Genomic DNA, 23,624 nt, shown 5'->3' with positions numbered 1-23,624 from the left:
GTGCTGACGCACCTCCCGGGCCTATAGCTCAGACGGTTAGAGCGCTGCCCTGATAAGGCAGAGGTCACTGGTTCAAGTCCAGTTAGGCCCACCCCGGATCCGTCCGCGTGGACGAGGTCGCCCGTTCGCCCGGTGTTCACCCCTGGGTGCTGCCATCGGCCCATGGAGTTGCGCCACCTCGAGGTGTTCCGCGTGCTGGCCGAGGAGCGGCACTTCGGGCGGGCCGCCCAGCGGCTGTACCTCGGGCAGTCCTCGGTCAGCCAGCAGCTGCAGCGCCTGGAGGCCGACGTGGGCGCCCAGCTGGTGCACCGCACGTCCCGCCGGGTGGAGCTGACCGCCGCCGGGGAGGTCTTCCTCGAGGAGGTCGAGCAGGTGCTCGGCCGGCTCGAGCAGGCCGTCCAGCTGGCCCGCCAGGCGGCGAGCGGTCGGCGGGGGACCGTCCGGATCGGCACCAACTACCCTGCCGGTCGGCTGCTGCTGCTCCCCCTCCTCGAGCGGCTGCGTGACCGGCTGCCCGACCTCAGCACCCTGCTCCGCGAGATGGGCACCGACGACCAGCTCCGGGCGCTCGAACGGGGCGACCTCGACCTCGGTCTGGGCTACGGACCCGTGGACTCGTCGCGGGTGGACTCGGTCCACCTGCGGGACGTGCCCGTGGTCGGCACCGTCCGGCACGGGCACCCGCTGGCCGACCGCGACCTCGTCGGCTACCCGGAGCTGGGTCGCCACCGCTACCTCACCGGCGTCCGCGGCAGCGGGTCCCACATCGACCAGGTCGTGCTCCGCACCGCGGCCGCGGCCGGCGTCCGGCTGGTGCCGTCCGACGCCAGCACCGACCTGGCCAGCTACCTGCTCGAGCTGGAGATCACCGACGCGATCGGCTTCTGCTCCGTCCCGCGCGGGGAGCAGAACCGGGCCAGCGGGATGGCGGTGCTCCGCCTCGGCCCGCCCGAGCCGACGCTGCAGCTGCACGCCCTCGTCGCCCGGCCCGCTCCGCCACCGGTCCGGCTGGTGCTCGACCAGCTGGTGGCGCTGGCCGGGCACCCGGGCGGCGTGGACGCCGCCTGAGCGCGCGACCGGCGGGTCGTCGAGCGCCCCTCCCGATCGATCGGCTGGGCCGATCGTCCCTTCGCCAGGTCGACCTTGTTGGCCCGACCGGACACTCCGGACGATGGGAGGGAGGGCCCGGCAGCGGGCCACCTGACGAAGGCAGACGATGCAGCTCCTCCCTCTGGGCCGGATGGCCGGCATGCCGGCCGGCGGCCAGGCCAGCTCCGGCTACCTGGTCAGCTCCGGCGGCACCACCGTGATGCTGGACGCCGGGCCCGGCACCGCGGTCGGCCTCAGCGCCGCCCTGGCCGGGACGCGTCCCGACGCCGTGGTGGTCAGCCACCTGCACACCGACCACCTGCTCGACCTGCTGCCGATCGGCAAGATGGTGCTCAACCAGCGCCTGCACCTCGACCCGACCTCGGGACGGACCGAGCTGGCCGAGGTGCCGCCGGTGCCGCTGCTGGTGCCGAGCGGGGCCACGGCGACGCTGCGGGAGTGGGCCGCGCTCTTCCCCGTCACCAGCAACCCGGTGCTCGACCGCGCCTTCGAGCTCGGGTTCGAGGTGGTGGAGTACCAGCCGGGTGACACCTTCGCGGTCGGCGGGCTGCGGCTGCACTGGCGGCTGCTGGAGCACGTGGCGCCCAACTGCGGCACCCGCCTCGAGGCCCCCGACGGCACCAGCCTCGTCTACAGCGGCGACACGGGCGTCACCCCGGCCCTCGCCGACCTCGCCGCCGACGCCGACCTGCTGCTCTGCGAGAGCACGCTGCGCAGCACCGACCGCAGCGGTCACGGCCACCTCACCTCCACCGAGGCCGGCCAGGCGGCCCAGGAGGCCGGCGTCGGCCGGCTCACCCTCACCCACTTCGCCAGCCCCGACCCCGACCAGCACGAGTGGCACCGCGCGCGGGCGGCGGAGGTCTTCGACGGCCCCGTCGGGGTCGCCCACGTCGGCGAGGTCGTCCCCATCGGTGCGCTGGCCGCGGCCACCGGACCCACCCCGCCCTGACCGGAGGCCACCCTCCTCCTCCCGCCCGTCCCGACCACGACGCACCGCCGACCGACCGAGAGGCACACCATGAGACCCGTCACCCGCGCCCTGACCCCGCTGGCCGCCGGCCTGCTGCTGCTCTCCGCGGCCGCCTGCTCGACCGAGGAGGCGGGCAGCGCCCCCGGCTCGGTCACCATCACCTTCAGCTCCTACAACTACGGCACCCAGGGCGCGGCCGGCACCGGCACCCAGGCGCTGCTGGACCGCTTCGCCGAGCTGCACCCCGAGATCACCGTCGAGCCGCAGGCCGTCCCGGTCGCCGACGTCCTCACCTCCGCCCGGGCCGCCACCGCCGCCGGGGAGCCGCCGGACGTCGTCCAGCTGGGCTACAGCAAGCTGACCGAGGGTCTGGAGACGCTGCCGGTGCAGCCGCTGGACGAGCTCGCCGGAGCCGACTGGGAGCCGCACGTCGCCGGCATCCTGCCCGGACCCGTCCAGACCGGCACCCGCGACGGGCACACCTACGCCCTCCCGTACACGATCTCGATCCCGACGGTGCTCTACAACGCCGACCTCTTCGAGCGGGCCGGGCTGGATCCCGATGCGCCGCCGCAGACGATGGCCGAGATCCGGCAGGCCGCGGAGGCCGTCACCGCCACCGGCGCGGAGGGGGTCTACTTCGGGGTGGCCGACACCGCGAAGTCGGACTACCTCACCCAGTCGGTGATGAACAGCGCCGGCGGCGGCGTGCTCGCCGGGGACGGCACCGTCACCGCCGACTCCCCCGCCTCGGTGGAGGGGCTGCGCCAGGTCGCGGCGCTGACCGCCGACGGCCTCCAGCCCGCGGTCTCGGTCGAGGACGCGCTGGCCGCGTTCTCCACCGGCGACCTCGGGATGCTGGTGATCAGCACCGCCGTGCTCGGCACCGTCCAGCAGGCCGCCCAGGGCAGCTTCGAGCTGCGCACCACCGGGTTCCCCGCCTTCGGGGACGCGCCACCGGCTCCCACCCACTCCGGCGCCTCGCTCGTCGTCCTGAGCGGGACCGAGGCCGAGCAGCAGGCGTCGTGGGAGCTCGTGCGCTTCCTCACCGGCGAGGAGGGCTACCGGATGATCGCGACCGAGATCGGCTACCTGCCCCTGCGCAGCAGCGTGGTGGCCGAGCTCGGCCCGTGGCTGGAGGAGAATCCGCTGCTGGTGCCGACCATCGAGCAGCTCGACCGGATGCAGCCCTACCGCTCCTTCGCCGGGTCGCGGGCCAACCAGGCCACCCAGCTGCTGCAGGACGAGGCGGTCGCGCCGATCGTGCTCCGCGGCGCCGACCCGCAGAGCACGCTCACGGCGACCTCCGACCGGATCCGCGAGCTGGTCGGGACGCCGTGACGGCCGGGGTCGCCGGGACGGTCGCCGCACCGGCCGCCGTGCGGCGTCGCCGGTGGCGCCCCGGAGCCTGGCCCTACCTGCTGCCGCTGCTCGTCCTGGTCGGCGTGTGGGTCTACCTGCCTGTGCTCGGGACGCTCGTGCTGAGCGTGGTCGACTGGGACCTCACCAGCCCCACCGCCGAGCTGGTCGGGCTCGACAACCTGCGCCGTCTGCTCGCCGAGCCCGAGTTCGGGCAGGCGGCGCTGCAGACCCTGGTCTACGCCGTGGCGCTGCTGCCGGCGGCCACGGTGGTGCCGCTGCTGCTGGCGGTGCTGCTCTGGCTGCGGCCCGGGCGGGCGAGCACCGTCTACCGCTCCCTGCTCTTCGTCCCGGCGATGGTGGCCCCGGTCGCGGTGGCGGTGGCCTGGCAGTTCCTGCTCAACCCGCTCAACGGGCTGGCCAACGAGGTGACGGGCTGGTTCGGGCTGCCCCGCGTCAACTGGCTGGGCGACCCGGCGTGGGCGCTGCCGGTGGTGGTCGTCGTCACCTCGGCGCGGGTGGTCGCGTTCAACCTGCTGCTCTTCTGCGCCGCACTGTCCGGCCTGGACCGGCGTCCGGTGGAGGCGGCCCGGCTGGAGGGAGCCACCGACGTGGAGGTGGTGCGCTTCGTCGTGCTGCCCCAGCTGCGCGCCACGGTGGTGCTGCTCGGGCTGCTCAGCCTCGTGCTGGCCGGCCAGTGGACCTTCACCAACGTGTCGGTGCTCACCCAGGGCGGTCCTGACGGCGCCACCGACAACGTCTACCACCGCATCCACACGCTCGGCTTCGTCTACTTCGAGACGGGGATGGCCTCGACGGCCTCGGTGCTGGTGCTCGTGTTCTTCACCGCGGCCGCGCTGGTCGCCGGGCTGGTGCGGGGTCGACGTGGCGAGCGCTGACCCGGGTGTGCGCAGCCAGCTCACCTGGCGCGTGCTGCTGTGGCACCTCGTGCTCTCGGCCACCGTGGTGGTGCTGCTCTTCGCCGTCGCGTGGGCGGTGCTGACCTCCCTGCGTCCGGCGTCGGCGGTCTTCGGGCTCGAGCCGGTGGCCCCCACCCTGGAGCACTACGCCCGGGTGCTGCAGCGCTGGCCGGTCGCCACGCTGGTGGGCAACACCTTCGTGATGGCGGCCGGCGTGGCGCTCGGGCAGGTGGTCATCGGCTGCCTCGCCGCCTACGCCCTGGTCCACCTGGCTCCCCGCGGCCGGCGTCCGGTGCTGGCGCTGATGACGGTCTCGCTGGCCATCCCGCCGCAGGCGCTGATCGTCCCGCAGTACCTGATGGCGACCCGGCTCGGGTGGCTCAACAGCGAGGCGGGCCTGATCGTGCCCCAGCTGGGGTCGTCGGCGCTGGCCGTGCTGGTGCTCGTGCAGCACGTCCGCGCCCTCCCGGTCTCGGCGGCCGAGGCGGCCCGGCTGGACGGTGCGCTGCCGCGGGAGGTGCTGTGGCACGTGGTGCTGCCGGCGCTGCGCCCGGCGATCGCGGCGGTGGCCGTCCTCGTCTTCATCACCACCTGGAACGACTACCTCTGGCCGCTGCTCATCGCCCCGCGCGCGGCCGACACCACCGTGCAGATCGGGCTGAGCCAGTTCACCACCGCCGAGGGCAACGACTACGGCGGGCTGCTGGCCGCGGCGACGCTGACCAGCCTCCCGATCCTGCTGGTCTACCTCGTCGCGTCCCGGCAGATCACCGAGGCGTTCATGCAGAGGGGAGCACGATGAGCACCGCACCCGCCAGCCGTCTGCAGATGCAGGAGCTGACCAAGCGCTACGGCACCACGACAGCCCTCGACCGGGTCGACCTCGACGTCCCGCCCGGCTCGTTCACCGCGGTGGTCGGCCCGTCCGGGTGCGGGAAGACCACCCTGCTCCGGCTGCTGTCGGGGCTGGAGCCGGCGACCTCCGGTGCCCTGCTCGCCGACGGCCGCGACCTGACCCGGGTGCCGGCCGGCGAGCGCGGGGTGGCGATGGTCTTCCAGGACTACGCGCTGTACCCGCACATGGACGTCGCCGCCAACATCTCCTTCGGGCTGCGGCTGCAGGCCCGCCGCCGTCGCGGCGCCGGACCCGACCGCGCCACGATCGCCCGCCGGACGAGGGAGGTGGCCGAGCTGCTGGAGCTGGGCGAGCTGCTCCACCGCCGTCCCGACCAGCTCAGCGGTGGCCAGCGGCAGCGGGTCGCGCTCGCCCGCGCGGTCGTCCGGCGGCCGCCGGTGCTGCTGCTCGACGAGCCGCTGGCCGCCCTCGACGCCCAGCTGCGCGCCTCGGCGCGGGCCGGGCTGCAGCGGCTGCACCGCGAGATCGGCGCGACGGTGGTGATGGTCACCCACGACCAGCACGAGGCGATGACCATGTCGGACCACCTGGTGGTGATGAAGGACGGCCGGGTGGTGCAGGCGGCCCGGCCGCAGGAGGTCTACGCCGCGCCGGTCGACCGGTTCGTCGCCACCTTCGTCGGGTCGCCGCCGATGAACCTGCGGCCCGGGCCCGGCGACGGCGTGCTCGGCTGGCGCGCCGAGGACGGACGGCTGCTGGCGCCCGGCGAGGAGGCCCCGGCCGGTCACCTGCTCGTCGAGGGCACGGCCGAGCTCTGCGAGTTCACGGGCTCGGCCCAGGACGTGGTCTGCCACGACGGCACCACCTCCTTCACCCTCCGCCAGCAGAGCGGCACCCGCTGGCTGCAGGCCGGTGAACCGGTCCGCTGCGCCGTCGCCCCGCAGCGGCTCCACCACTTCGACCGGGACGGCCGCCGCACCGGCTGATCGGGTGGCTCAGCCGGTGACGCCCTCCAGCACCCGGTCCCAGTCGGCGAGGAACCGCTCCAGCCCGTAGTGGGCCAGCGTGTGCTCCCGGGCCGCCAGACCCGCCGCCCGCGCCTCGTCCGGGTCGTCCATCCAGCGCCGCGCGGTCGCGACCAGCGCGTCGACGTCGTTGCTGAGCGTCCCGGCGGCCGGCGGGACCGCCCGCGGGTGCTCGGTGGTGGCCAGCGCGAGCACCGGCATGCCGAGCATCATCGCCTCCAGGAGCGCGAGGCCCAGGCTCGTCCAGCGGTAGGGGTGCAGGTAGGCCCGGTGGGTGGCGATCCGGTCGTGCAGCTCCTGCTGGGAGAGGTTGTGCACCCGTGCGGCTGGCAGGTCGACCCCGTGCTCGGCCGCGGCGGCCGGCAGCAGGTGGGAGTCGATGCCGTGGACGTCGACGTCGAGCTCGCCCGCGATCCGCAGCAGCAGGTCGGTGCCGGCCACGCGCCAGCGGCGGACCGGTTCGTTGACCACGGCGGCCAGCGACGCCCGCTCGCCGGTGTAGCGGTGGCCGGGGTCGATGATCCCGTGCTCGACCACCCGGGTGGGCGCCCGGCCGCAGTCCCAGGCCATCTGGTTGAACCAGGTGACGTGCACGACCGGGATGTCGTCGCGGTCGGCCACCGGATGCCGGCTGCGGACGGCGTGCTCGGTCGGGGCGTTGTGCTCGAGGTAGACCGCCGGCAGGTCGCGTCCCGGACGCCGGCCCGTCCAGCGCTCGACCAGCTCCAGCTCGTGCGGCCGCTGCAGCACGACGACATCCAACGGCTCGTCCCGCAGCCGGTCGGCCGGCACCTCGCGAGCCGACGCCGGCCAGTCCCAGGACCGCGCCCGCCCGCCGCCGTCGGCGCTGCGGTCGGGCAGCAGGGGCACCACGTAGTCGTGCGCACCGGCCACGAACGACGTCGACCAGGACCCGTGCACGTGCCAGTGGAGGATCCTCACCCGCCCGCCTCCGCGGCCGTCCCGCGGACGCCGGCGGGCGGGACGACGCCGACAATGATCCGCATGAGGCCGTCCTACCCATTGCGCGTGACCTCATCCCGCACCGCACCGGGGTCGTCCTGCCCCTGCCTCAGCCGGAGGTCCTCGTCCGACTCCTGCTCGGGGAGTTGCGCAGCACGGTGCCTTGCGGGTCTACTTGCCTCGAGCCACCAGCGCTCGCTGATTCGGGGGAACCAGCAGAACGGGCCATGTCGCCGGCCCCAGCACGCTTTGCTCACGCTCGGAGGATTCCCCATGGGTCTGCGCCCTCGCGTCCCGCTCGCCCTCGCTGCCGTCGCGGCGGTGGTCTCCACCATCGCCCTGATGCCGACAACCAGCCAGGCAGCCGAGGTGGACCGTGCCGAGGCCGAGGGAAGGCTCCTCACCGGTGACGCCGGGGCCCTGGACCTCAACACCATCGCCGACCTGGACGGCGCGTACTTCGCCGACCCGACCACCCCGGGCGCCGGCTTCGAGAACATCGACGCCAGCGTCCTCAGCGGTCTGGTCGACGCCGAGGTCGGCGTACCCCTGTTCGGCACCGAGGGCCTGATCGAGCTCGGCGCCCTCGAGCAGTACGGCCGCAGTGAGACCGGCGGCGATCCCTTCGCCTCCTCCGGTGCGGTCACCGAGTCCGGCGCCATCGACATCGCCGCCGCGGACGACCCGGCCCAGCAGGCCAGCGTGAACCTCACCCCGCTGCTCGACGAGGCCGGCCTGAGCACCCTGCTCGAGGAGGCGAGCCTGGAGCTGGGCGCCGTCTCCGGCCTGGCCACGGTGGACGACGAGGGCAACTACGTCGGCGACTACCAGATCAGCGACGGCACGCTCACCCTCACCAGCCCGGCGACGGAGGCGACGGTCACCAGCCTGAACGGGTTGGTGGGAGACGTCTCCACCGACATCAACGCCATCACCGCCGAGGGCGGGGTGATCGACGACGCCGTCGCACCGTCGCTGGCAGCGATCCGGAACACCGTGAACGCCGCACTGCAGCCGCTGCCGATCGTCCCGCCGCTGGGCGAGGTGGAGGAGCTGGACGTCACGGCGACGCTCGACCTCGACCTGCAGACCGCGCTCGCCAACGTGCTCGCCCAGCCGATCGGCGAGGAGGAGGAAGGCGTCACCATCAACCTGAGCACCGGCGAGATCGTGGTGGATCTCGGCGCCATGGTGACCAGCGGGACGCTGGACGACCTCCCTCCGAACACCGAGCTGCTCGACGGCGAGACGATCGAGGCCATCAACACCCAGATCGCGGCCGTCCTCGACACGGTCCCGGCCCTGGTGGTCGACACGGTGAACGACGCCCTGAACAGCGCCGACCTCACCATCGCCATCACCGGGGACGTCACCCTCGCCGGGCTGCCGGTCGCCGACCTCGCGATCACCCTGGACGGCACGCTCGGAGGATTCACCGGGGCCGAAGGCGCCGAGGAGCCGACGACCGGCGTCGAGCTGGAGCTCGCCGGCTTGAACCTCAGCGCGCTGACCAACGCGCTCGCGCCGCTGCTGACGGGGATCCTCGACGACCTGACCAGCCCTCTGCTCGAAGCGGTGACCGACGCCGGGCTGGCCGAGACGGCCGTCACCCCCGTCGTGAACACCCTCGCCGATGCGCTCGACCCCGTGATCGACGGCGTGGCGACCAGCCTGCTCGCCATCACGGTGAACGTGCAGGAGACGCCGGGCGACTTCGTCGACCCGCGCGCTGAGGACGCGGACTCCTTCACCCAGTCCGCGCTGAGCATCGCGCTGCTCCCCGGCGACCCGCTGGTCGACATCGACCTCGCGTCGGCCACCGTCAAGCTGGCCGCCCCGGCGGGCGACGCCGACGCCAACGCCTCCGCCTCGGCTGCCGCCAGCGCCGCCGCGGACAGCGACGCGAACGCCGCCTCCGAGGCCGCGGCCCAGGCGGCTGCCGACCCGGACGCCGACGACAACACCGACGCCGCCGCAGCGGCCACCGCCGCGGCGGACGCCGATGCCACGGCGGCTGCCGAGGCCGCCGCCCAGGCCGCGTCGACCGCTGACACCGACACCACCGGCTCGACGGACGCCTCCGCCGACAGCTCGGCCGACGTCGACGCCGACCCGGACGCGGCCTCCAGCGCCTCCTCCGAGGCCGCGGCGACCTCCACCGCCGACGCCGACTCGGTGGCGGCTGCCGACGCCTCCGTCGCGGCCTCCGCCGCTGCGGACGCCGACAACGCCTCGGCGGCCGAAGCGGCCTCCGAGGTCGCCGCCGACGCGACCTCCTCCGACGACGCCTCGGCCGACGCCAGCGTCGAGGGCGACATCGACGTCAACGCCAGCGCGTCGGCCAGTGCCTCGGCCGAGGCCGATGCCGACAACGACCCGGCTGCCGAGGCGGCGGCGGAGGCGGCGGCCCTGGCCGACGCCACCACCACGGCCAGCGCCGAGGCCGATGTGGACGCCACCGCGGCGGCTGCTGCGGCAGCGGACGAGGAGGCCTCCAGCGACGCCTCGGCCGACGTGGACGCCGACCCGAACGCGGCTGCGGTCGCGGCGGCTGAGTCGACGTCGGAGGCCGACGCCACGGCCAACGCCGACACGAACGCGGCGGCGACGGCCACGGCGGACGCCGACAACGACGCTGCTGCCCAGGCCGCGGCCTCGGTCGCCGCCGACGCCACCTCCTCGGCGGACGCCTCGGCTGCCGCCAGCGCGTCCGACGACGCCGACTCGACGTCCGACGCCGATGTCGACGGTGACCTCAACGCCAGCGCCTCGGCCGCGGCATCCGCCGAGGCCGACGCCGACAACGACCCGGCCGCCCAGGCGGCGGCGGAGGCCGCGGCGCTCGCCGACGCCACCACCACGGCGAGTGCGGCCTCCGACTCCGACGCCACCGCAGCGGCTGAGGCGGCGGCGACCGACGACGCCTCCAGCGACGCCTCCGCCGACGTGGAGGCCGACCCGAACGCGGCGGCCACGGCGGCGGCGACCTCGACCAGCGACGCCGAGGCGATCGCGAACGCCGACGCGACCAGCGCCAGCTCGGCCGATGCGGACGCCGACAACGCCTCGGCGGCCGAGGCCGCTGCTGCGGTCGCGGCGGATGCCTCCTCCAGCGATGACGCCTCGGCCGATGCGAGCGTCGAGGGTGCGGCTGACGCCGACCCGGACGCGGCAGCCGATCCCGATGCGGCCGCTGATCCCGATGCGGCAGCCGACCCGGATGCGACGGTCGACGCCGATGCCGATGTGAACGCGAGCGCTTCGGCGAGCGCGTCGGCCGACGCCGATGCCGACAACGACCCGGCGGCCCAGGCGGCGGCGGAGGCGGCGGCGCTGGCCGATGCCACCACCACGGCGAGCGCCGAGGCCGATGTCGACGCCACCGCCGCTGCTTCGGCGGCGGCGACCGACGACGCCTCCAGCGACGCCTCGGCCGATGTCGAGGCCGATCCGAACGCGGCTGCGGTCGCGGCGGCCCAGTCGACGTCTGAGGCCGACGCGTCGCTGAACGCCGACGCCACGGCGAGCGCGGCGGCCACCGCCGACGACGACAACGACTCGGCGGCGGAGGCGGCTGCCGCGGCCACGGCGGAGTCCGACTCGTCCTCCGCGGCCTCGGCCGACGCCAGCGCCTCCAACGACGCCGATGGCAGCAACGACGACGAGGCGAACGCCGACCTGAACGCGAGCGCCTCGGCGAGCGCGTCGGCCGACGCCGATGCCGACAACGACCCGGCGGCCCAGGCGGCGGCGGAGTCGGCGGCGCTGGCCGATGCCACCACGACGGCGAGTGCGGCGTCCGACTCCGACGCCACCGCGGCGGCTGAGGCGGCGGCGACCGACGACGCCTCCAGCGACGCCTCGGCCGATGTCGAGGCCGATCCGAACGCGGCTGCGGTCGCGGCGGCCCAGTCGACGTCTGAGGCCGACGCCACCGTGAACGCCGACTCCACCGCGGTCGGGTCCGCGGACGACGACAACAACGCCGCCGCTGAGGCCTCGGCCGCCGTCGCCGCGAACGGGACCTCGTCGGCGCAGGCCTCGGCCACCGCCAGCTCCAACGCCGAGGGCGACGAGGACGGTGAGGAGACCGAGCTGCGGGCGACGGTCCGCTACCGCCAGATCACCCGCGGCACCGGCGTGGTCCAGGAGGCTTACGGCAGCGGCTTCACCGCCGGCGAGCGGGTCACCGCCACGGTGAACTCGACCCCGTTCGACCTGACCGGCACGGCCGACGAGAACGGCGACGTGGTCTTCACCTTCGAGATCGACCCCGATTTCGAGCTCGGCGACCACCAGGTCGACATGGTCGGCGAGGTCTCCGGTCAGGTCCCCGAGGAGAACAACGACACCGCGTTCGTCGTCGTCGACGGTGCTGGGGACGATTCGTCGGCGACCGCGGACGACCAGGGTGGCTCGGACGGCGCCCAGGCCGCCGCGACCGCCGATACCCAGGGCGGCTCGGACGGCGCCCAGGCTGCGGCCAGCGCGGACGACGACGCCGACGGTGGGCCCGGTGTGGGCGACGGCGAGGACAGCCTGCCCGACACCGGCGCCGGGTTCCCGGTCTGGGTGCTGGTCCTCGGTGGCCTGCTGGTGACCGCGGGCGCCGCCGTCCTGGTCGGCCGACGGCTGCGGGGCAGCGGACGTCCGTGAGCGCACCGCACGACACCGACGCGACCGCCGTCCAGGCTGCAGAGCCTGGCGGCGGTCGCCGTCCGTGGTGGGTCCGGCTGGTGGTCGCCCTCGCGGTGGCCTTCACCGCGTTCCACGTGTTCAGCCAGTTCCTGTGGATCGCGCCCGCCTCCGGGCTGCGCCAGCTCTACCCCGACGGCGTCCTGCAGGGCTACATGATCCCCATGTTCGGCCAGAGCTGGAGCGTCTTCGCCCCTGAGCCGATCAACGGCGACTACCGGCTGCAGGTGCGGGCCACGGTCGTCCGGGACGGTGCGGAGGTCACCACCGAGTGGGTGGACGCCACCGCGGCCGAGATCAGCATGATCCAGCACAACCTGGTGCCGCCGCGGGCGGGCATCCAGTCGACCGAGCTGGCCTCCCGCTACCGCGGCACCTGGCAGGAGCTGACGCCAGCGCACCGCGAGGTGGTCGAGCTCGGCTGGTACAAGGACGACTGGCAGCCGCGGCTGGAGACCGCGCTGCTCGACCTGGGTGACGCGGCCGACGTCGAGGACTACCTCGAGGTGGAGCGGGTCATCACCGCCTACTCCACGCAGGTCGCCCACGCCGCCTTCGGGGACGAGGTCGTCGCCGTGCAGTTCCTGGTCAGCCGGCAGAACGTGGTGCCCTTCGCCCGTCGCCACGACGCGAACCCCGAGCGTCCCGCCCCGCAGCCGGTGCCGGTCGGGTTCCGCGGGCCGGTCGAGGAGCCCGGCCAGTCCCGGGAGAACTTCCGCGAGGTGTTCGTCGAGGCGCTCGAGGAGTCCGGGCAGTGAGCAGCTCACCCGGGCGCCGGGTCGGACGGTTCGCCGGCCGGCTGGTGCAGGACCTCGTCGAGCTCGTCGCCCGCATCGTCGGCGGCGTGGTCACCTTCAGCGAGCGGTGGTTGACCGAGGGCAAGCACGCCCGCTACGGGCTGGCCGTCGCCCGGATCGGGCTCGGGCTGACCGCGGTCGGCCTGCTGGCGTCCAACTTCGGCACCCGGCTGTACGCCTTCGGCAGCGGCTCGGCCTGGAACGGCGAGGCCGCCGACCCGATCAGCGACTTCCCCGAGATCTGGCTGTTCAGCCTCTTCCACCGGATCGCGCTCCACGACGTGGCGTTCACCGTGGCCTACCTCCTGCTCGGGGTGCTCGCGGTCGCCTTCACCGTGGGCTGGCGCACCCGGATCGTGCTGCCGGTCTTCTTCGTCGGCTGGGTGAGCTTCATCGAGATGAACGACTCCCTCGGCGACCAGGGCGACAACATGTACCGGATGGTGCTGCTGTACCTGCTGTTCGCCGACCCGGCGATGCGCTGGTCGGTGGACGCCCGCCGCCGCGCCCGGCCGGTGGACCCGTCCCGCGGGTGGTTGGCCCGCAAGTGGGCCGGGGAGCCGCTGCTGCCGTCGTGGCTGACGAGCACCACCCACAACCTGGTGCTGGTCGCCATCACCTGCCACGTCTGCTTCGTCTACGCCTCGGGCGCGCTGTTCAAGGCCGGCGGGACGCCGTGGCAGCAGGGCTACGCCATCTACAACCCGCTGCAGACCGACCGCTTCGGCACCTGGCCCGAGCTGAGCGACCTGTTGACGGCCTGGACGCCGGCCGTGACGATCATGTCGTGGTCCTCGATCATCCTGCAGATGTGCTTCCCCCTCCTGCTGCTCGCCCGCTTCACCCGCATCATCGGGCTGTTCGGGATCACCGCCTTCCACGTCGGGATCGCCGTGCTGATGGGGTTGCCCTGGTTCTCGCTGACGATGATCGCGATCGACTCGATCTTCATCCGCGACGTCACCTGGCTGTCGCTGCGCGACCACCTGCGACGGTCCTGGCGTGAGGCCGCGGCGACCCCGCCCGAGCCGTCCCCGGACGCCCCGACGGAGCCGTCGACGGAGCCGGTCGGGGAGCGTCCGGGCGAGCGGGAGCCGGCGGTCGGCCGCTCCGCCTCCCGTGTCTAGCAGCCGCGCCGGGCGCGGGGTCGTCGACGTCGTCGGCGCCGGGCCCAACGGGCTCGCCGCCGCGATCGTGCTCGGCCGGGCGGGCGTCCGGGTGCGGTTGTGGGAGTCCGCCGAGACCCCCGGCGGCGGGTCGCGAAGCCGTGAGCTGCTCGAGCCCGGCACCTGGCACGACGTCTGCGCCGCGGTGCTGCCCGGGGTGCTGTCCTCGCCGTTCCTGCGCTCGCTGGGCCTCTCCGACCGGCTCGACCTGGTCGTCCCCGAGGTCGCCTACGCCCAGCCGGTCGCCGGGGACCGCAGCGTCTACGCCTGCACCGACCTGGCGGCCACCGTCGAGGGCCTCGGTCGGGACGGCCGGGGCTGGCAGCGGGTCTTCGGGCCCCTGGTCGACCGGGCCGAGGACGTCGCCCGGCTGGTGGGCGGCAACCCGCTGGCCGCGGCCACCCGGCCCGGGCTGGCGCTGCGCTACGGCCTGCCGGCGCTGCGCCAGTGGTCACCGCTGCCGGCGCTGCGGGCGCTCACCGGTGGGGCCGCCGACCTCTTCTCCGGGGTCGCCGCGCACGTGCACCACCGGCTGGACGCCCTGAGCGCACCGCTCACCGGGCTGGCGCTGGCCACCCAGGCGCACGGCTTCGGCTGGCCGGTGGTCGTCGGCGGCTCCCAGCGGGTGGTCGACGTGCTGGTCGAGGAGGCGCGCTCGGTCGGGGTGGAGATCACCTGTGGCGCGCGGATCACCTCCCTGGACCAGCTGCCACCCCGCGACGCCGTGCTGTTCGCCACCTCGGTGCCCGAGCTGCTGCGGATCGGCGGCACCGCCGTGCCGGGGCCGTACCGCGCGCTGGCGCGCCGGGTCCGCCGGGGCGCGGCGGTCGGCAAGGTGGACCTCATCGTCTCCGAGCCCGTCCCGTGGCGCGATCCGGGGCTCCGCCGGGCCTCGACCATCCACCTCGGCGGCAGCGCCGCCGACCTCGCCCGGGCCGAGCGGGACGTCGCCCGCGGCCGCGTCCCCGAGCACCCGGTGGTGCTGGTCTCGGCCCCCACCGACCACGACCCGAGCCGCAGCGCATCCGGGCACCACGTCCTGTGGGCCTACGCGCACCTGCCCAGCGGCTGGGCCGGTGACCCGACCGCACTGGTGCTGGCCGAGATCGAGCGCTGGGCCCCGGGGTTCACCGACACCGTGGTGGCCAGCACCGCCCGCTCGGCGCCGGCGATGGAGCGGGAGAACCCGGCCTACGACGGCGGCGACATCTACAGCGGCGCCCTCACCAGCCAGCAGGCCCTGCTGCGACCCGTCCCTGCCCTCAACCCGTGGCGGGTGGGCCGCAGCGACCTCTACCTCGGCTCGGCCGCCGCCGCTCCCGGCCCCGGGGTGCACGGGATGAACGGCTACCACGCCGCCCGCACGCTGCTGCGCCACACCTACGGGCGTCGCGACGCCGTGGTCGAGGCTCCCTCGACCTAGTCCCGGCACCGTCCGTGCCGACCGCTCGTCTGCGGTCCTGCTGGCGTGAGCAGCGTCACACGCCGGCAGCGTCATGGATCCGTCACCTGCGCGTCCCTTCCCCGGAACAGGTCGACGACGAGTTCGGGGGACCCGTCGTCGGCCAGGTTCCGCACCGCATCTGATCAACAGGGGGAGCACGTCCATGCCACCGTCACCGCGCCCAGGTCCGTCCACCCAGCACTCCGGGGCCGGGGTGCTACGGCGGGTGCTGCTCGTGCTGCTGGCCACCCTGGTCGCTCTCGGCGGCACGATCGCCACGCCGGCGCAGGCGGAGGAGAACCAGGGCTACCTGACGCTGGAGAAGAGCGCGGACGGGCTGGAGGAGGGCGCCACCCTCCAGCCGGGCGACACCTTCGTCTACCGGGTCCAGGTCACCTGCACCAACACCGAGTTCGGTGGCTGCACCAACGCCACCCTCACCGACCCGCTGCCGGAGTGGGTGGAGCGCACCGACGCCGCGGTGACCGTGACCGGCGGCGGCGAGACCGTGGTCACCGACGGGTCGCCGATCACCGTCGAGTTCCGCAACCCGCTGCGCGAGCCCGCCGGCGCCGTCGGCATGGAGGACGCCTCCACCGCCGTCATCCTCATCCCGGTGCGGCTGAGCGAGGACGTCCCGGCTGCGGCCAGCGGCACGGAGCTGGTCAACACCGCCACCGTGACCGCCGACAACGCCGACGAGGTCAGCGACTCCTTCCCGGTCGTGCCCGAGGTGCCGCTGGAGCTGGCCGCCGAGGTGAGCAAGTCCTTCAGCCCGGACGAGGGCGTGCTGTCGCCCGGACAGGCCACCACCCTCACCCTCGAGGCCGGCAACGCCTCGAACCTGGCGGTGGAGACCCTCACCGTGACCGATCCCACCGGGGCCGGTGGAGCCCCCTTCGACAGCCTCGCCCTCACCGCCGCGCCGCAGATGGAGCTGCCCGCCGGGGCCGAGCGGGCCGACGTCGAGTACCGGGTCGACGGCAGCTGGGTCACCGCCGGTGACGGCGGTGCCTTCCCCTCTGGCGTGGACCCCGGTGACGTCACCGGCGTCCGGGTCACCTTCGTCAGCACCGACGAGGACCTGATCGAGGTCGGCGCCGAGGCGCGCATCGAGCTGCCGCTGGAGCAGCGCGAGGACATCCAGACCGGTGTCGTGCCGAACGAGGCCGACGCGGTCGTCGCGGTCGGCGACGTGGAGTCCGAGCCGGCCACCGGGTCGGCCGAGTACACCGTGGTCGAGAGCAGCATCACCGTCGAGGCCAGCAAGACCATCCGCCCGCGCGAGGTCGTGGTCGGTGGCACCGCCACCGTCACCCTGGGCGCCACCAACACCAGCTCCCGCGTGCTGGACACGCTGTCGCTGACCGAGCCCGGCGGGGACGAGAACTTCTTCACCGACCGCGGCTTCACCTTCGAGGGCTTCACCGACGCGGTGGTCTGGCCCCGCGGTGCGCAGACGGCCACCGTGGAGTGGCAGTGCGCCGCCGGTGGTGGGCAGAGCACCTCCACCGACGCGGTGGACACCCTGCCGGAGGCGCCCGAGGGCTGCGAGGTGACCGGCTTCACCGTCACCTTCACCGGCGAGATCGTCGAGGGTGCCGAGGCCACCGTCCCGTTCGACGTCACCGCGCCCACCGGGCAGCAGGTCGACGAGCTGGGCCATGAGAACGAGGTGCTGGTCGAGTCCACCGCGCCGGGCGGCTACACCGGCACCGACACCGCCACCGACCAGATCACCACCATCGTCGAGCGGCTCGCCGTCGAGGTGGGCAAGCGGATCTCGCCCAGCCGGATCCCCGCGGTCCCCGGTGAGACGGCGATCATCCAGCTCAGCGGCCGGATCAGCGACTTCCCGGCCTCCACCGTGCGCGCCACCCGCCTGGTCGTCTCCGACCCGGCCGACGGCGACCCCGACAACGAGTGGTGGCAGACCTTCGACGCCCGCAGCATCATCCAGACCCCGGTCCCGGCCGACGCGGCGGTGACCGTGGAGTACCTGCGGCCCGACGGCAGCTGGGCCGCCATCAGCGGGATGGAGGACATCGCCGGTCCGACCACGTTCACCCGTGAGGTGCCGGGTGACCTGGAGGTCCGCGGGCTGCGCTTCGTCTACACCAGCGAGTCCGGCTTCCCGCCCGGCCAGCAGGTGAACCCCAACATCATGGTGACGCTGTCGCAGGACACGCCGAACGAGGCCGACACGGTGGAGAACTGCGCCGCCAGCGACGCCAGCGCCCCGACCGCCACCGCGGACCGGGCGGGCACGCCGCAGCCGTGCCCGGCGATCGAGCTGGTGCCGGTGGTCCCGGGTGAGGGCGACCTGCTCGAGAAGGACTGGGACGAGCCGAGGACCGTCGGCGAGCGCACCGGTGACGAGGCGGGGCTGACCCTGTCCTGGTCGACCGCCGGCCGCTCCGGGCTGGACGAGGTCGTCATCAGCGACGTTCCCGAGCCCTCCTTCGACCGGGTCGACGAGACCGTCTTCGACGCCTTCGACCTGGTCCGGATCGACCCGATCACCAGCGAGCAGGACCCGCTGCTGCGCTTCGACCGGGTGGAGCGGGTCGAGCTCTTCGACTCCCGCAGCCGACGGTGGGTGGCTGCCAGCGCCGATCCGTGCCCGGAGGCCTGCGACGGCACCTTCCCCGGCCTCGAGCTGACCTCCAGGGAGCGCGCGTCCACCATCGCCGTCCGCCTGGTCTACGCCGAGAGCCCCACCCGCGCCGACCGCATCCAGGGCCTCACCGACCCGGCCGTGGGCAGCGGCGTCGCCCGGACCTTCGAGCACGACCGGCACGTGCACCTGGTGTTCGCGGTCCGTGACGAGCTGCGCTCCGCTCCCGGCGTGCCGGTGCTGAGCGAGGGCACCTACAACGAGGACGAGGCCGGCGAGGTCCGCAACGACGCCCGTGCCAGCGGCTACACCGACGGCCAGCTGGTGGTCAGCGACGACGCCTCCGACGTCATCACCATCGTCGAGGTGAACCTCAGCGTGACCGTGGACAAGACCTGGTCCGGTGGTCCGCTCGGCGTCCCGCCCGCGGGCACCGACCCGGCGGCCTACCCCTCGGGACGGGCCAGCCTGGTGGCGGTCAACACCACGCCGCGCCGGATCGACCGGCTCACGATCACCGAGCCGTCCGGAGGCACCGACCCGTTCGAGGTGTTCGACCTGACCGACTTCAGCACGATCACCGGCCCGGCCTCGATCGGCGCGGACTCGGTGGTGGTGCGGCTGCAGCGGGCCGACGGCACGACCACCGACCTGACCCGCGACCAGGCGCTCGCTGCCGACGCGGCCGCCCTGGCCGACGTCACCGGCTTCACCGTGGTCTACAGCGGACGCATCACCGAGGGCGCACGGGCCCAGGTCACCTTCGACACCCGCCTCCGCCCGACCGGGCGCACCAGCGGCGAAGCGCCGCAGCCCGGCACGGTGGTGGAGAACCACGCCACCGTCCTGGGTGAGGACCTGGTCGGCTACGACGTGCCCACCGAGGAGTTCACCGACACCGACGAGGCCGAGATCGAGCTGCGGGCGCAGGGCATCGGCGTGGTCACCACCAAGACCTTCCAGCCCGACACCCAGACCGAGCCGACCCGCGAGCCGGTGAACCTGACCCTGACCGGTCGCCCCTCCGGCCCCACCCGCACCGCGCAGATGGTGGTCGAGGACACCGACGCCAGCTTCTTCAACCAGTACGACTTCACCGGCTTCGGCGACGGCTTCCGCCTCACCGCGCCGATCGACCGGGTCAAGGTCGACGTGCTGACCGGAGGCACCTTCGGTGTGGGAGGCGAGGACGTGCAGCTGACCGGCGCGACCTGGCAGGAGGGCACCTTCGGGACCGTCCCGACGCTCCCGGCCGGGGTCACCCCCGAGCAGGTGCAGGGTCTGCGGTTCACCTTCGCCCGCGCCGACGGCCGGATCTGGGAGAACCCGTCCACGCCGACCCAGACGATCCCGCTGCGGGTGCAGCGGCGCCTGGAGCTGCACACCGGCGGTCCCGTCCCCTCCACCCTGGCCGGCAGCGTGCCGGCCCCGGGCGAGGACGTGGCCGGCCAGGCCAGCAACGAGATCACCACCACGGTGACCGGTCTCGAGCAGGGTCCGGACGGGCCGCTGAGCGCCAGCTCGACGGCCGAGGACACCATCACCTACCGGCACGCCCGCAACGCCGTCCAGGTCACCAAGACCCCGGCCGGCGGACGCCAGCCGCAGGCCGACATCCCCTTCGAGCTGACCTTCACCAACACCGGCGACGTGCCGATCGTCGACCCGGTGATCACCGACCGGATCCCGACCGACGCCGACGGCCCGATGCTCGAGATCGACCCCGACGCCACGCCGGAGTCCGTCTACGACTTCACGCTGGAGGGGGCCGCGCCGCAGCCCGGCAACGGCCCGGCGATGCCGACCGACCTCGGTCCCGACGGTGTGCAGGCCGTGCTCGACGAGGACGGCGACCTCATCACCTTCACCTTCCCGGCCGGGACGGTGCTGGAGGTCGGGCAGACCTACACCATCGGCGTGCAGATGCGCTTCCGTCCCGGCCTGCCCGGGAACACCCAGGTCACCAACGTCACCGGCATCAGCGGTGAGCGTCCCTGGGACGAGTGCGACGGCACCCCGACCGACGACGGGCAGTGCACCGACGACACCACCGTCCACCCCTTCGTGGGTGGCGCCCTGCGGGGTGACAAGACGGTGCGGGCCGAGCAGGAGCTCGACGTCCTCGACACCCGTGGCACCGGGAGCTGCGAGCCCGACGAGGACGGCTTCCACTCCGGCGGCTGCGTGCCGGTCAGCGCCCCGGGCACCGAGGTGACCTGGCGGATGACCTTCACCAACACCGGCAACCTGCCGCTGCAGACGGTGCGGGCGGTCGACCGGCTGCCCGACCTGGGCGACTTCGCCGCGACCGTGCCGGCACCGCGTGGCTCGCAGTGGCACCCGCTGCTGGAGGACGTGCGGCTGGTGGGCGCCGAGGGCGGCACGGTCAGCGAGCTCCGGGTGTACTGGACCGACCAGGACGTCCTCTGCCTCGACGACCTCCGCGGGGGCACCTGCCCCGAGGGCGAGTGGCAGCTGCTGACCGACGACGTCGACCCGTCCGAGGTCACCGCCCTGATGTTCGAGTTCGACCTCTCCGAGGACCTGCTCGACCCGACCGGGACGGTCACGGTCGACCTGGTCACCACCACCCCGGCCCAGTCGGCCGGTGCGGGTGCGGACACGATCGCCTGGAACACGGTGGCCTCGTCCGCGACCGCGAACGACCAGGGGGCGCTGACCGAGCTGCCGCCGACCGAGGGCAACCGGGTCGGTGCGGCGCTGGCCACCGGGCCGCTGCAGGTCACCAAGGTGGTGGACGGCCCCGACGCCGGCACCGCGCCGGAGGCCTTCCAGCTGCAGGTGGTCTGCACCTCGGTCGGAGAGACGGTCGACCTGGGCGAGCGCGGGCTGCTCACGGTCCGCGCCGGTGAGGTGGTCACGGTGACCGACGTCCCGCACGGGGCCGAGTGCACCGTGGCCGACGACCGAGCCTCCTCCGGGGCGACCTCGTTCGCGGCCACCACGGTGACCGTCGAGCGGGAGCCGGTGACGGTCCCGGTCGTGACGGCGACCAACACCTACGACCTGGAGCCAACGCCGACGCCGACGCCGACGCCTGAGCCGACGCCGACGCCTGAGCCGACGCCGACGCCGACGCCGACGCCTGAGCCGACGCCGACGCCTGAGCCGACGCCGACCCCTGAGCCGACGCCGACCCCTGAGCCGACGCCGACCCCTGAGCCGACGCCGACCCCTGAGCCGACGCCCACGCCTGAGCCGACGCCCACGCCTGAGCCGACGCCGACCCCTGAGCCGACGCCGACCCCTGAGCCGACGCCGACCCCTGAGCCGACGCCGACCCCTGAGCCGACGCCCACGCCTGAGCCGGCTCCGACGCCGGGCCCGGGCGAGGCCACGGCGACACCGACCGCTCCCGCACCCGCCCCGGAGGACCCGTCCCCGGAGTCGGAGCTGGGCGGCACCGATGAGGTCGGCGGGGACGACACCGGCAGCGGGGACGTGGGCGCTGGGGACGGTGCCCAGGGTCCGGAGGAGCCGCTGGCCCAGACCGGCGGTGACGGGCCCGGGGTGCTCGTCCTGGGTGTGCTGGCCCTGGCCCTCGGCAGCGTCGTGGTGCTGCTCGGCCGGAACCGGAGGCAGTCGTCCTGACCGCGAGGACGTGGCAGACCGGGGGACCGGCGGCTCTTGGCCGCCGGTCCCCGCTCTGCCATCATGGTTGCGGCGTCCCCGGGCCATCGGTCCCCCCTGCCCGGGTCCTGTTGTCCCGAGAGGCGGTCTGCTGTGGCTGAGCTGCTGCCCGAGATCAGCGACGCCACCCTGATCGAGGAGATCCGGCGCGGCGGCATGGACGCCGCGGCCGAGCTCTACGTCCGTCACCACGAGTCCGCCTCACGGTTCGCCACCGGGCTGGCCGGCAGGTCCGACGCCGAGGACCTGGTGTCCGAGGCCTTCGCGCGGACGCTGACCCAGCTGCGCGACGGCGGCGGCCCCGACACCGCGTTCCGGCCCTACTTCCTCACCGCCGTCCGCAACACCTGGACGTCGCGGGCCCGCAAGGACGCCCGGGTCACCTGGCTGGAGGACTACCACGGCGTCGAGCAGAGCCCGACCGTCGCGGCCACACCGGAGGAGATGGAGCAGAGCCTCGACCTGGAGGTGCTGCGCCGGGCCTTCAGCGAGCTGCCCGAGCGCTGGCAGCTGGTGCTCTGGCACACCGCCGTGGAAGGTGATCCGCCGGCCACGGTGGCGCGCCTGCTGGGCACCAGCGCGGGAGCCGTCTCCGCGTTGGCCTACCGCGCCCGCAAGGGGCTGGCCGCGGCCTACCTCGAGGCGCTGCTGGACAGCGCGGTGGCGGAGGAGTGCCGGGCGGTCCGACCGCTGCTGCCCGCGCACGAGCGCGACGAGCTGACCACGGACGAGCGGCGACGCGTCGAGCAGCACCTGGCCGAGTGCGACGACTGCTCGGAGTCGCGCGTGCAGGTGCTGGCCCTGCTCGGACGGGGCGCCGGGATCGCCCTCGGGATGGTCGTGCTCGGCTCCGCCGGTGGGCTCGTGCACGCCCTGGCCGGAGCACCCGCCACTCCGGCCGTGGCCGCCCCGGCCGGAACGGAGCCGTCGTCGGGCTCGGGTACCGCGCAGCCGGCCACCGGCGTGGCCCGGGCCGCATCCCGCGTCGGCCGGCTCGCGGCCTCCTCCGCCGGCGTGGCCGCCCTCGTCGTCCTGGTGGCCCTGGTGGTGGCGACGGCGCTGACCCAGCGACCCGCCTCGAGCGCGTCGGAGGGCCCCGCGGTGGTGACCGAGCCGGCTGCCACCGCCCCGGGCGGACCGACCGACCCGTCGTCCGCACCGGCCCCGGCCGACCCGCCCGCCGGCGGCACCGACATCCCCGGTGCTCCGTCGGCCGACGAGCAGCCGGGGCCCGGCCCGGCGGCGGACGGGCTGCCCGCGGCACTGCCGGAACCCTCGACGACCGATCCGACGCCCTCGCCGACGACACCGGACGACCCGCCCGCGACCGGGCCCGCCGCGGCACCGACGACCGTGTCGCGGCCACCCGCCGGACCGGACCAGCCGGCTCCCGGCTCCGGCGGGCCGGCCGCGCCGGCACCAGGCCCGTCGGTGGCGCCCGCACCGACCGACCCGACCACCGGTCCGAGCGCCGGCCCGACGGGCGTGCCGTCCCCGGATCCCACGCCGACCCCGGATCCCACGCCGACCCCGGACCCGACGCCGACCCCGGATCCCACGCCGACCCCGGACCCGACGCCGACCCCGGACCCGACGCCGACCCCGGACCCGACGCCGACCCCGGACCCGACGCCGACCACGGACCCGACGCCGACCCCGGACCCGACGCCGACCCCGGACCCGACGCCGACCCCGGATCCCACGCCGACCCCGGACCCCACGGCGACGGCGGACCCCCGCCTCGGCGCGCCGCAGGTGTCTTCCGGGGTGCTCAGCTGGTGGGTGACGATCCCGGTGCACGACGTCGGTGCTGGCAGCGTGCTCGAGCTGTCGGTCGCCAACCTGGCCGGCTTCTCCGGCCCCGCCGGTTGCACCGTCGACGGTGAGACGGTCACCTGCACCCTGCCGGCGACCGAGCAGAGCGACGTCCGTGTGCACCTGTGGACGCTGCCCCACGAGCTCAGCGGCACGGCTCGGCTGACCGACCCCTCGGTCGAGGACACGGACCCGACGAACAACACCGCCGTCCTCTCCTCCTGAGCCGACGT

The 23,624-nt window shown here is 74.4% G+C and carries 13 protein-coding genes and 1 tRNA gene; 13 read left to right on the top strand and 1 reads right to left on the bottom strand.

The features are described 5' to 3' along the window. The first annotated feature begins 17 nt into the window (after positions 1-17). From DT076_RS06740 to DT076_RS06710, 7 genes are all read left to right on the top strand, one after another. Positions 18-91 (top strand) — tRNA-Ile (locus tag DT076_RS06740). A 71-nt stretch (positions 92-162) separates the two neighbouring features. Further along, positions 163-1,068, top strand: a complete 906-nt coding sequence (locus DT076_RS06735; RefSeq protein WP_114125885.1) for a LysR family transcriptional regulator — start codon at positions 163-165, stop codon at positions 1,066-1,068. Between the two features lie 148 nt (positions 1,069-1,216). After that, on the top strand, positions 1,217-2,062 hold the full coding sequence (locus DT076_RS06730; RefSeq protein WP_114125884.1) for an MBL fold metallo-hydrolase: 846 nt from the start codon (positions 1,217-1,219) through the stop codon (positions 2,060-2,062). Positions 2,063-2,131: 69 nt separating this feature from the next. Beyond that, entirely contained in the window at positions 2,132-3,424 is a 1,293-nt protein-coding gene (locus DT076_RS06725) for an ABC transporter substrate-binding protein (RefSeq protein WP_114125883.1), read from the top strand. Beyond that, on the top strand, positions 3,421-4,341 hold the full coding sequence (locus DT076_RS06720; protein WP_114125882.1) for a carbohydrate ABC transporter permease: 921 nt from the start codon (positions 3,421-3,423) through the stop codon (positions 4,339-4,341). Before DT076_RS06725 ends, DT076_RS06720 begins: the two co-directional genes overlap by 4 nt. Beyond that, a complete protein-coding gene (locus tag DT076_RS06715) occupies positions 4,328-5,164 on the top strand; it encodes a carbohydrate ABC transporter permease (RefSeq protein WP_199539010.1) in 837 nt (278 codons plus the stop codon). The genes DT076_RS06720 and DT076_RS06715 overlap by 14 nt, the downstream gene beginning before the upstream one ends. Beyond that, positions 5,161-6,204 carry an ABC transporter ATP-binding protein gene (locus tag DT076_RS06710; protein ID WP_114125880.1) on the top strand — a complete coding sequence of 348 codons (1,044 nt, stop codon included), beginning with the start codon at positions 5,161-5,163 and terminating at the stop codon, positions 6,202-6,204. The genes DT076_RS06715 and DT076_RS06710 overlap by 4 nt, the downstream gene beginning before the upstream one ends. A 9-nt stretch (positions 6,205-6,213) precedes the next feature. On the opposite strand, the gene DT076_RS06705 is transcribed toward DT076_RS06710, so the two are convergent. Continuing rightward, positions 6,214-7,185 carry a glycosyltransferase gene (locus DT076_RS06705; protein ID WP_114125879.1) on the bottom strand — a complete coding sequence of 324 codons (972 nt, stop codon included), beginning with the start codon at positions 7,183-7,185 and terminating at the stop codon, positions 6,214-6,216. Positions 7,186-7,479: 294 nt separating this feature from the next. Between DT076_RS06705 and DT076_RS06700 the strand changes: the two genes are divergently transcribed. From DT076_RS06700 to DT076_RS06675, 6 genes are all read left to right on the top strand, one after another. After that, entirely contained in the window at positions 7,480-11,862 is a 4,383-nt protein-coding gene (locus DT076_RS06700; protein WP_114125878.1) for a choice-of-anchor G family protein, read from the top strand. Beyond that, on the top strand, positions 11,859-12,659 hold the full coding sequence (locus DT076_RS06695) for a DUF5819 family protein (RefSeq protein ID WP_199539009.1): 801 nt from the start codon (positions 11,859-11,861) through the stop codon (positions 12,657-12,659). The genes DT076_RS06700 and DT076_RS06695 overlap by 4 nt, the downstream gene beginning before the upstream one ends. Next, positions 12,656-13,825: an HTTM domain-containing protein gene (locus tag DT076_RS06690; RefSeq protein WP_114125877.1), complete on the top strand. Its 1,170-nt coding sequence runs from the start codon at positions 12,656-12,658 to the stop codon at positions 13,823-13,825. The genes DT076_RS06695 and DT076_RS06690 overlap by 4 nt, the downstream gene beginning before the upstream one ends. Next, positions 13,818-15,287 (top strand): phytoene desaturase family protein, encoded by a 1,470-nt coding sequence (locus DT076_RS06685; protein WP_158548062.1) that lies wholly within the window; start codon positions 13,818-13,820, stop codon positions 15,285-15,287. Before DT076_RS06690 ends, DT076_RS06685 begins: the two co-directional genes overlap by 8 nt. A gap of 184 nt (positions 15,288-15,471) precedes the next feature. Beyond that, positions 15,472-21,537, top strand: a complete 6,066-nt coding sequence (locus DT076_RS06680) for a DUF5979 domain-containing protein (protein ID WP_147264082.1) — start codon at positions 15,472-15,474, stop codon at positions 21,535-21,537. A 132-nt stretch (positions 21,538-21,669) separates the two neighbouring features. Continuing rightward, positions 21,670-23,616 carry a sigma-70 family RNA polymerase sigma factor gene (locus DT076_RS06675; RefSeq protein WP_158548061.1) on the top strand — a complete coding sequence of 649 codons (1,947 nt, stop codon included), beginning with the start codon at positions 21,670-21,672 and terminating at the stop codon, positions 23,614-23,616. The last annotated feature ends 8 nt before the right edge of the window (positions 23,617-23,624 follow it).

This window comes from Desertihabitans brevis, from assembly GCF_003327535.1.
Classification (GTDB): Bacteria; Actinomycetota; Actinomycetes; order Propionibacteriales; family Propionibacteriaceae; genus Desertihabitans; species Desertihabitans brevis.
The sequence above is the reverse complement of the archived record's forward strand: the minus strand, read 5'-3'. Positions and strand labels throughout refer to the sequence as shown.